The organism is Maribacter orientalis (assembly GCF_900109345.1).
GTDB lineage: Bacteria > Bacteroidota > Bacteroidia > Flavobacteriales > Flavobacteriaceae > Maribacter > Maribacter orientalis.
In genome coordinates, this window is the sequence record NZ_FNZN01000014.1 from 1 (window position 1) to 12,303 (window position 12,303).

General features: G+C 36.3%; 2 protein-coding genes and 1 pseudogene. All 3 read right to left on the reverse strand.

The genetic code is table 11. The features are described from left to right. Window positions 1–6,130, reverse strand: a pseudogene (locus BMY56_RS17900) (T9SS type B sorting domain-containing protein); the annotation flags it as partial. Window positions 6,131–7,867: 1,737 nt separating this feature from the next. Continuing rightward, window positions 7,868–9,976: a PorP/SprF family type IX secretion system membrane protein gene (locus BMY56_RS17905; protein ID WP_091627501.1), complete on the reverse strand. Its 2,109-nt coding sequence runs from the start codon at window positions 9,974–9,976 to the stop codon at window positions 7,868–7,870. Between the two features lie 13 nt (window positions 9,977–9,989). Further along, window positions 9,990–12,236 carry a T9SS type B sorting domain-containing protein gene (locus tag BMY56_RS17910; protein ID WP_091627504.1) on the reverse strand — a complete coding sequence of 749 codons (2,247 nt, stop codon included), beginning with the start codon at window positions 12,234–12,236 and terminating at the stop codon, window positions 9,990–9,992. Between the last annotated feature and the right edge of the window lie 67 nt (window positions 12,237–12,303).

A 12,303-nucleotide genomic window follows, 5' to 3' on the forward strand; every position in this document is an offset into this window, starting at 1 on the left:
TGTCAATTAAATCGGAACACCCGTTCGCATCCATTGCACGAACATTATATGTACCCGCTAATAATCCGTTAAAAACAGTATTGGTCTGATAAGCGGTTATGATTCCGCCAACATTGTCCTCCAATTGGTATTCGTACCCTGGAGTACCGCCCAAGGCGCTTGCCGTAATAGTGGCCCCGCCATTGTCACAGGTATATTGTTGGGTGATGTTCGCATCGGCGACTACCACCGTTGGCTCGGATATCGTTTGGGCAAGCGTTACGGTACAACCGGCTATCGGGTTGTCCACGTCCCTAACATATACCGTATAATTACCCGCGGACAATCCGGAAATGGTCTGTGGCGAAACGGTCGTACTTCCCAGTACGCTGGCAAAATTATCCAGACTATACTCGAATCCGCTAGCGCCAAAATTGTCCACTTCGAAAGTAATGGTGCCCGAGTTATCGGCGTTACAGTTTAGATCTTCATAGGTAAGCACCGATGCCTCGAATGCATTGCCAGGCTGAACGTCTATGATAATGTCGGTCGTACATTCACTGCCGTAATCCACCGTGATGGTATGTTGGCCTACGATCGCATTGTTGAACACATTGCCCGCTTGTGGGGTATTACCGTCGATACTATACGTATACGACGGGTCGTTAGGAAGTATCGTAATATTTCCAGATCCGTCACAATTGTAAGCAACGCTGCTGCTCAAGGCAGGTTCTATAGGTAAAGGCGCGATTATAATATTAGGTAGGCTTACCGTACATCCGATATTATTGGCATCCCTTACTTGTACGGTATAGGTACCGTCGGTCAAATTGGCGAAAACCGCTCCTGCCGCAGTCGCTGCAGTCCAAGTTCCTCCATTTAAACTATACTGATAACTATTTGAACCACCTGTCGTAGGGGTTACACTGCCAACAGTGATCTCTCCTAATTGATTACACGTATAATCTTCTGTTTGAACGCTCTCAGCGATTATTTGCGGTAATTCGTCAACAGGAATGGATAATGTCAGTTCGCAATCATTAACGTCCCTTACCCTGACATCATAAGTGCCGGCCGTAAGATTGTTGAACGTACTTACGGATCCAAAGGTTGTTCCTCCATCTATACTGAAAGTATATGGGGCCTCGCCACCAGAAGGTGCTAAAGAAATACTCCCATTGTTGCCGCCGAAACAGGTTACATCAATAACTGTCGGTATTGCAGCGACCGGTAAATCCTGCACGATCGTAATATCATACATTGCAGGACAAGCATTAGCTCCCCCATTATTGTCTAGCACATATACGTCATAGTCTCCTGCGCCCGTAACGGTCACAGTATTGCTCGTAGCGTAATCCCCTGCCGTAGGGGTAGCGCCATCGGCCACAACCGCATACACATAATTGCCATCACCCCCTGCGGCGGTTATATCGATATCGGTATCCGTACCACATGCAGTTATATTACTTGCACTTGCATTTACTGTTACTGCAGGGTTTATGGTAATACTTTCAGAGTCTGTACAATCTTTTCCATCTCTTACATCAATAGTATACGTACCTGCTAAAAGTCCAGAAAAAACGTTAGTTGTACTGAAAGGGCCTCCATTTAAACTATATTCAAAATTACCGTCACCACCTGATGTGACATTGGCCGTCAACGTTAATAAAACAGCGTCATCAAAACAGTTTTGATTTGGAGTTATTTCTAAAACAGGAGCCGTTGCCGGATTTAAATTAAACGAAAACGGTATACTACAATTGTTAGCGTCAGTAATTGTACCATTATAAGTTCCAGATTGCGTTAATCCACTAAATGAACCTGTGGCATTATTTCCAAAAGGAGATGCATCTGGGTTGTTTAATACATATGTATAGCTTCCCCATCCACCAGTTGCACTAATACGAACACTACCATCTGTTAAACAACTTGGTTGTGTTTCTGTTAAATTTGAAATGGACAAAGCCGAAGTTGGTCCTTCTAATTCATGTGTTACTGTGTATGTACAATTTGTATCGGTATCTACAATATCTAACGTATAGTCACCCGCTACTAAACCATTAATATTGTCAATAACAGCTTCTGTACCACCTGTTCTAACAACGCCTGTTGGGCCTGTAACCGTGTAAGTGAAATTTTGACTTGCTTGGAAATTTACATTAAAACGAATGATGCCATCAGCAGCACCAAAACAGCTAATTGGTTGTGTAGTTGTACCACTTGCTGATATTGGGTTAATAGCATTAATCGTATAATTTTCATCATAAAAACAACCATCAACATCTGTAACTCTTACCGTATAGGTGTCAGGAGCAAGACCATTAAAAGCAGCTTCGTTTCCTGTAATACTTGTTGGAACAATGGTAGATGGCGCAATAATTGAATATATATAAGGTGCTGTACCGTTAATTGCGTTTACGGTTAAATTGACTGTTTGAGCCGGACATGTAATTTGAGACTCCACAATTGTTAAATCCGTTGGTGGGTTTGGTCTGTCAATTACAATTTGATTTGTAACAAAAGTACAGTCGTTAGCATCTCTTATGGTGATGGTATAATTACCATCAGTCAAGTTTTCAAAACGATGTGCATTTGCAGTCGTATCAGGAATAAAGTTAATTCCATCAATACTATACTCATATGGTACCGTACCGCCAGAAACATTTTGAGCTTCGATAATACCTTCTTGCAAGCAAGTATAGTCTTGAATTAAAACGGCATCTCCCCGTATTGCTGTAGATGGAGCGCTAATTGAAAAGTTTTCTTCGTAATCACATGAAGCACTTCCTTTTCTTTGGTTAATTACTACTCTGTAATCACCTTCAGGAAGATTAGAGAAAGAGCCTGACCCATTCTCACCTAATGGTTGATCATCTGAGTCGAACAAAGAGAATGTTAATTGGTAACCGTTATTATCAACCAAATTAAATTGAATTCTACCGCTAGATTCACCAAAACAGCTAACATCTACTATTGTAGTGGCGTTAAATTCTGCAGCAGGTTCAAACTCTATACTAACCGTATTAGATTCTTTATAACAACCATTTCTGTCCAAAACCACAAAGGTATAATCACCAGCATCTAGTATGTCGAATATTTGACTGGTCTGAAAATTGGTTGGAGGTATATCAGCAAATGTTGGGTAAGAAGTAACTGTAGTACCGCTTTCATCAACATAAGACCAAATAGCATACGTGTGTGGTGTGCTACCGCCATTTGAGTCCATTTGAATATTCCCTTCTCTACAAGTAATATGTTGAGAAACCCTAGCGGTTAACGTTAAATCATTTTGATTAATTATAGTGACATTTTCACTATAAGAACAACCATCTGCAGTTCTAATTATAGCGATATAATCTCCTGCACTTAAATTATTAAAAGTAAAGTTGTTGTCTATTTGACCATTTTCACTATCGAGTAAAGTACCTGAACCGCCATTTGAACCATCATCTATTCTTATCTCATACTCATAAACAGCATCGGCATTATTTACTTGCAAATTTATTGTACCTAAGGTAAAGCAAGTTTCTGGAGTTACATTTATGTTATAGGCTATATCACGCTCTAAAACCCCAATAACCGGAGTTGTAAAAATACAAGCATCTTGTATTGGGTCTCCGTTTATATCAAGTTGGGTTACTTCTACTCTATATGATCCATTTTCACCAGAAGCAAAATCAAAACTAGGACCGTTATTTGAACTAAACGGAACAACAATATTATCTGTATCATTATCTACAAGTTGATATCCGTAACCGTTTCCAAGGTTTGTAATAGTTATGTTTCCATCGGTATCACAAACAATATCTCTATTACTAAAATCAATGTCCAAATTATTTTGAAATCCTTTGAAATAAAAACGACTTGTACATCCATTTTGATAAACAACAGAAAGTCTATATTCCCCAGGAGCATTTAAAAGAAAGTTACTACCGTTACCTACTTCGCTCCAAGAACATGGAAGTGCCTTATTGGCGCAATCTTCACCGACAGGTGTACAACTACCTTCATCTAATAATTCCCATGTAACACTTTGTGCATCTACAATATTTACTGCTAATGGTTGAGAGTCATTTATCCCACATAAGAATATCTTAGGTATAAAAGAATTATCAATACTACAGAAAACTATTTCTCCTGGTATATTATTAGAAGGATCAGTGTCACTATTAACTTCGTTGAAGTATTCTGTTACCGGGTTAGGTAAATTTCCGGAACCAAATGGCTCAACAGTAATGACTTCAGTAAAGCCCTTACAAGGGTCTGCAACAATTTTATCTACAATATAGGTGCCTACAGCTGTAACTACTAGTGTGCTAGGATCATTATCTGGGTCACCATCGTTAACTTCAATATCGGTAACATCTATTGTTCCGTTAGCATTGGTATCACGATACCATATATAAGAATCAAAACCATCTCCTGCATTCAAAATAGCACTTGTACCACAAAGCTCAATGGTTCTCTCAAAAGTACAATCAGAAAGATCATCCAAAAGAAAGTTTGTAGCACCTGGTACGGTAAAACCACATGAGTTAAAATCAGTAACACTTGGGTCATCGGTAACCTGAGCTGAATTGTCTTCACCACGATAGGTACCGTATGCGACGTTTTCAATTAGATCTGAACATGCATTAATAAAATCAAAGCAGTTCTCTGCTACCTGTACTCTAAAACGAATTGAATATTCAGAATCTTCATCTTCTACATAATTATCTGGAATTGAAAAAATAATCTCACGCGAAAGAGGATTATAAACATACGTTACACCAGCAGGATATGAAAAATCTGATGCGTTGAAAAAACTACGGCCATCTGGTGGAGACACATTAACTGGAAGCACATCTCTAATTGTATAATTAACACCATCATCATTACCTATGTTTTCGAAAGTCAGTACATAGTCTAATGTTTGACCTAAGCGAACACCTTGACCGGTAATATCTACACCGCCAGGTGTGTTCACTTTTTTCTCTAAAACTATATTTGGGGCAATAATGTCAACATCAAAAGAAGTAAAGAAAATATCGTATTTATCTTGAGATGAGCTTGCTCTTAAAATAGCACTTGTAGCGCCATTTGGAATAATCGTATTACTGGCTCCTCCATTTGGAATTTCAAAATAATCAACATCCCAACCTAAGGTGTTAACACTATTCGGGTTTCTATCTGTAAATTGAGCATCATTAAGTGTTATACTAGAATTGAAAAAATTATTTGCCGGGTTTTCTCCATTTGACAATGTATAAAATGTTCCGTTTGCATTAATTTGTAATCCATCACCACCAATTCTATTATCACCTTCTAAAGCTGCAACACCCATATTCGCATAAACAGGAAATGGTGCTGGTAAGGTAGTAAAGCCATTAATTGGAATATCAACGCTCTCACCAGATTTAATACCAGCATAACCGTCAAAAGTGGTAATAAACTTATCGCCTGGTAAGTTCGGGTCTTCGTAAACAACGACCATTTTCCAACCACCTGAAATACCACCTGAAATATTACTGCCTGTACTAGCTCTAACGTTGGCTACAAAATATTCTCCATTCGGGTTCGTCATACCCGCAACTATAGAGGTTACATCCTTGTAGGCAGCATAAGGACTGTAATACCCAAAATCAGCATCCCCATTACCATCAAATATAATTTCATCAGCAGTAATATCTTGATAGGTACCGCCTGGTATTCTGAATTTAATATCGTCTATATTACTTCTATCGTTATTTACATAAATAGCAGACCAATATAAACCAGCGTATCTTATTAATGCACAATCAATATTTGGCACTGTCAAAGTTGCGCTACTTGAACTGAAGGTGGTATTATCATTATCGACATCGATATATTGCATGTCGTAATTATCATTGTAATCAGAAGAACCACCAGTATCATTAAGGGGTTCGTTTGGTGATACCGCTGGTATAGTGACATTTTCTCTTCTCCATCTTCCGTTTCTATATACCCATTGACGTCCTGTCGATTCTGGAATATTTCGGTTGACAATATTATTTGCAATGAAAGTTAATTCTCCACGAATATCAGCCTCGTAACGTACTTGAAAAGGTTCTTTAACTTGCGAATAGGCCGATTGAGCACTTAAGACAAGAAACAAAATAAAGATTAAACATTTAGCGTAATGTTTTCCCATAAGAGAAGTGAATTTGGTAAAATCTAAAAAACTAGTCAGTTTGGTCATGTTCTATACTTACTGAAGAAAATCATTCAATCGATTTAAAATTCAAATCGTTCTAGACGAATCTCTCCAATAACAAATATTCACTATAGTAGCAAAGTGAAGAATTTATTGTTGTGGTATGATCAGTTTCTGTTGTGAAATAGCAATTCGAATGGGTTTGATTTCTTAGAAAAGTCCATTTTTTAATACTTTCAACCGCTTATTAGAAGAACGGATATTTCTTCTTTTGGGCTAAAATCAAACTATTTAATTGAAAAAATAGCACTTAAAATAGGTGTTCGAAATACAAACTTTGATAGGAAAATTAGAATAAAAAATGAGCCTAAAATTTTCGAAAATAAGACCTAAATTTTTTAAACTTAAAGTCCAATTTAAGTGGTCATTTTTTTTAAAAGATATTTACGTGATGATTTACATTTCAAAATAAAGTTCTTACTTACGAAAAATGGTGGGTTTTTAACTCGTTTTCTTTGATTAAAACACTAAAAACAGAAAGGTATGTTTGCCTTAATAAATAACAATATTCTTCATTTTGTTACTTTTCTGTCTACTAATTTTTTACTTTATTTTTTAAAGACCAGTTATTCCTTTTCCTTATCAATCATTTTCTAACAAACACCATTTAAACCATTATGTATCTATTTATTCTGGAATCCTAACTGTTTCGTTTTCTGAAAATTGCAGTGTTAAATATGTCTTTCTATTCCTATTTTTATGTTACATAGAAAAGGCAGAAGATTTTTCTCAACTATTCGCTATAAAAAAGGGTATTCAAAATGGGATCACAAAACTCAACATCTTGCACAGTAACGGACTTATTAAACTTTAAAAAATTACAGGTTTATTTGCCCTTAATTTTCGATATAAAAATATATTTCGTTTTGGGTTGAAGTATCCTAAAAATCCCTATTTATCAATAACGTATGTTAGCTACGATAACAGACTTCCTTAGTTCTTCTTTCTTTATAGCATAAGATTTTCATCTAGCAAATCTATTATTGTCGAAGGCATTGTTTATTAAGTTGCTTGTAAAACTTGGTGGTCCAATAGTAATACATCCCAAAAATGAGCGTCATTTAGGTTTCATTAGTGCTACCATACGATTTAAGAAATTCTCTAGTAAATTATTAATTAAGAACTACGCCTGTATTCTATCCATTGAGATGCCAAAAGAAAGCCGTCGTCACCAACCTATCTACCTCAATTAAATTAGTCTGTACCAATCTTTCAGTAAGTGACATGAGAGTACAACAATGATGTTTAAGACATCTTGTAACTAATGCAACCATATTAGAGTACATGAAGATCTAGGCAGCAAACAAATACCTAGGTACTTACTATATCTAACAAGGTTTGACTAAAAAAATTACATTTAGAGTATCAAACAAGTATCAGGATAATGACGGTCTACCCAAATGAATCAGCCCTAAGTAACTCATATCATGAGTACTATATAATAGCCCATTAAAAGTGTAAATCTAAAGTAATTGAAAATATTGGAAAGGGCATTTTCGAGGTTATCTTCAGAAACATAGTATTAGGTTTCTTAAAGGAAAACAAGATAGTAGATAAACAAGTTTTTTTAAGCCAAGTATGGCCTAATTCCAATTCAGTTTATAGTACATCTGCCATAATAACACGCTTCAAACCTAGATAGTTTAGTGATAAGTTAGGCGGTTTTAAGCCAATTTAAGCCATCTGTTCTTGATTAACGCGCATTATCCACATCTTGTCATTATAAGCGTCATTTAGCTTAGAATAATACGATATAAGAGCGTTTGTCCAAGAGTCATGCTTTTTAAGGTATACATACCTATAGTTATTCTTTGGATTGATAAAATAACTGGCATTTAAACCGAAAGAATTTAGAAGCTTAACAAATTTCTTTGCATTGTTAGGATTTGCAAATACATTGGCAATTAAATAATAACCAGATCCAGCACCATCAATAACATATGATTTTTTGTCAACATCAGTAGAAGCTACCTTATCCTTAACGACCACATTTGAGGTTAGCACATCAGATTTATATTTAGAAGATTTCTCCTTGATTTTATTTACGTTACTTGCGTAGGCTTCATTAGTATATGTATTATCTACATTCATAATCCACATGGCACCATCGTACATACCATTCAACTTTGAGTCGTTTGCAGCTACAGCATCTTCAAAGGTTTCATAGCGTTGTAGATATACATATTTAAGTCCGTTATTTGGATTATCAATGTAATCTGCATTTATTCCTTTGTTCTTTAACGTGGTCAAGAAATTGTCCATATACTTACCACCTTTATATACATTGGCAACTACATAATAGCCATCAGTTACATTGGGTAAGTTTTTGAATTTTCTGCTTTTAACCCCATCTTGAACAACTTCGGGTTTAGTAACCGGATTAACTTCTTTTCTTGGTCTATTGGCCACAACCGCATCTCTCGGTTGTACTAGTTCTTTTGCTTTTGTGTCGATTATATCATCAGTAACCGCTACCCTATCTTGTTGCTTCTTATTATTTAAAATGTCTAACCTTGAAGGGTCTTGTGTATTGCTTGAGTCTTGGGCCAATGCAACTCCGGTTCTAGTTTCATCATCCATAAAAAGCTCTTTCGCTTTTTTTTCTAAATCGGGTCTATCACCGTTTGTTTCATTTCTCACCATTCGCATAACCATTTCAAAACGACGTTCTAAATCAGATTGGCGAGTTGCTTCCAATGAATCTTGGCGAAACATCAACTCTTCTATGATGGCATCATTTTCTGCCAATTTTTGTTTAAGTTCTTCAATTTCTTCATTAGTTGCAATATTCTCTGGCTCTAGATCATTCTGCACTATATCATCTTCGTAATCATCTTCTAACATTACCCTATCTTCAGTAAGATTAGGTGAGAAGGAATAGGCAAAAGAGATTTCATGGGTAAGTCCGAAATTGTCAAAATTATTAGACAATCCTTTTTCCATCGTATACCCTAACGAGATTCTACGGTTAAGGTTGAAACCTACACCAGCCGCAGCACCATAAAAACTATCATACCCAGCTTGAATCCAACCTAATTTTGGAAGGTCTAATATTAAACTTCCACCTAAGGTTACATCTTCTTCTCCAATTTTTCTAACTCTTGCCAATGGCATAAGTCGTCCTTCTTCAAATATACCTGTTTGATTTTCAAACTGATGGGTATATTGTAAATGTCCTGAAAAGGTTTTATCCTTGAATTCCGTTAGAGATTCACTAGATTTAAGATTATAGTCGAATAAATTTTCTGCGAATACACCAACATCAAATTTTCCATAAGAAAGGTTTAAACCTGGTTGAAAAGATAATAAGTTCTGATCTTGTAGTCCCGCTAAAAAGGGGTCAACTTCTACTGTTGAAGCCCTGCCTTGGTCGAACCCACTATTATAGTAAGATACATTTGCACCAAAGGTTAGGTTGCTTTTATCGTTAAGCTTTACACCATAGGCATAATTAGCCAACACACCAAAGTTACTTAACGTACCTGATTGTTGGGAATATAAACTTAAACCAAGACCAGTTCGGTCACTAATACGACCACTATAACTTAAGAAGTAGTTTTGATTGTTATCATCAAATTGTACCGATTGGTTTCGGTGAAGCAGGTTGATATAAGATTTATCTTCCCTAACCGTTGAAAATGTTGGGTTGATTAAAAATCGGTTATACTTTAAAAGGTTCTGGGCAGGAACATCATACGCTACAAACGGGTTTTCCTCTTGCCCGCTAACCTTCATGGTAGCAAACACAAATAACAATAGATATAAAACACTTTTCTTTAGCATGGTGAGCTTTAGCTTATCGTATTACGGTGATAGTACCCTGTTTGAGTACCTCACTGGCGTTCCTTATTTTGTAATAGAACACCATATTTTGTTTGGTGAAAGCAGTCGTAGACTGCGGCCAATTATTTTTATAATCGAATTGATTTATAATTTCTTGACCTTGTTCGTTATAAATAATCACGTTTACATCTTCTTTATTTGAATATGAATTTGGAATTACCCATTGGTCATTAATGCCATCTCCGTTTACAGTAATTACATTAGGAACTTTGAACGTATCTAAAAAGGTAACTTCCAATTGCTTAATAATCTCACAATTATCTATAGAGGCAATTAACGTATAGGTACCTGCCTCAGAAAAAGTTACACTATCAGAATTACTGATTTCTGTTGAATTAGCATCTACCCATCGATATGAAGTACCTCCGTTAGCGGAAACTGTTTTTGTAGTTCCTTCAGGAATTACAATTTCGGTACCTGGGTCTAGAGTAATCAGATTTTCATCTAAAGGAGTAATTGTAATCTCATTTGAATTTAAAGAACAACCATCTCTATCTAAAACTAATTTATAGGTACCTGGCGTTGATACGGTCAATGTAGCATCGGTGGTATTTATCGATGAACCATCTAATTGCCAATCAAAAGTTGATGAGCTTAAATCGGCTGAAGTACTTATTATTATTGTTTCTCCTCCACTACAAAAAACAGTTCCAGAACTTGTAATATTTACAGTTTCGCTAGTTAATAATTGAGCAGATAATGTATTTGAGTTGATATCAAACGCTTGAATGGTTGCATTTAAAAGGTAACTACCATTTTCTAAATTTGATGCTAGACTGATGTTTTTACCAGTAGCCCCAGTAACATCTGTACCATCTTTTTTCCATTGATAAGTAAAAGCATCAATTAAAGAACTAGTCACATCTGTTTTGATGCCATTGTCAGCAACAGCATTAATTAATTCAACACCTATTGTAATACTCGTAGTTTCACATGCGGTATACGAACCGGTATAGTTCGTAGTTATCTCGAATGATGCGGGAGATACAACCGTAGTAATCTCTGAATTTTTAGACGAAACAGAACAAGCACCACCGGTTTGGGTGACCTCTACATAATATTCCCCATCTTCAGAAATTGTTAATGAACTATTTGTTTCTCCTGTTATTTCGATAGTATTTCTAAACCATTTATAATTTGGTGTATTTGCAGTTGTACTAACCGTTAAAACCTGATTCTGTGTCGGTAATAGAACTAGGTTCAATTCATTTTCAACAGTTACGGTATACAACTCGGCATTCGTTATGGTCACTACTTCAGATAGTTCATTACATATTCCTGTTCCGGAAATTTCAACAGCATAATCAGCTTCAAATCCTGCAATTGCAGCATTAACCGTATAGCTAGTTCCTGTTGCGCCAAGTATTGCATTGCCATCTTTATACCATTGATAGTTCCAAGAAGCATTTGTTTGATCTATACTCAATACTTCTGTATCGGTACTACAAAGAGATGTTTTCGTTGGGGTGTTAATGGCAATTCCTGCTCCTGTACCTCCAATGTTAACATCAACAATATTTGAATCGGTATTTCCTGAACCAGTACATGAGGGTCCATAATCAACATACACATTATACATACCCGTTTGGGTTACATTCAATGTATGCCCTTTTTCTCCCGTAAGTTCAGTTCCGCTTCTAAACCAAATATACTGATAGGTTTCTGGATTGGGGATATTGTCAACCTGAAGGGTTATAGCACCAGTGCTACAAACACTTCCCGGAGGAACACCGTCACCTAGTTCACTAATATTTAAATTAGAGGTTACATCCATATAATACATATTATATGCAGATGATGCTGAACCAATCTTTATTGGATCAGTACTTCGTACACGCATTTTATATCCTTGACCTCGGGTATCTGTAGGTATAGGAAAGCTAGTATCAAAATCCTTTACTGTATTCTTATCAGTAATTGTCTTTAGTGTTTGCGCATTATCAAAACTTCCGTTAGCATCAGAAAGTTCAAGAATAAACTCGTTACCGGCATTTGCTGTTCCTATCCAACTGATATTAACAAAGTATTCATTGAATCCACCGTTACCCGCACAAATGGCGGACCAAGGAGTGCTTCCTGACAAATTTGGATTATCAGCCGGTTCGGGTGCATTGATTACTATTGCTTGTGCCGTTAATTGAAAGACACTGAAAAGCACTACTAATGCGCTAAAAATTGATTTTTTGGTCAAGGTTTTCATAAGTATTTGTAGTTATGGGGCCACTACGGTTGAAAAGATGGTTAATAAAAAAATTCACTAATCCATC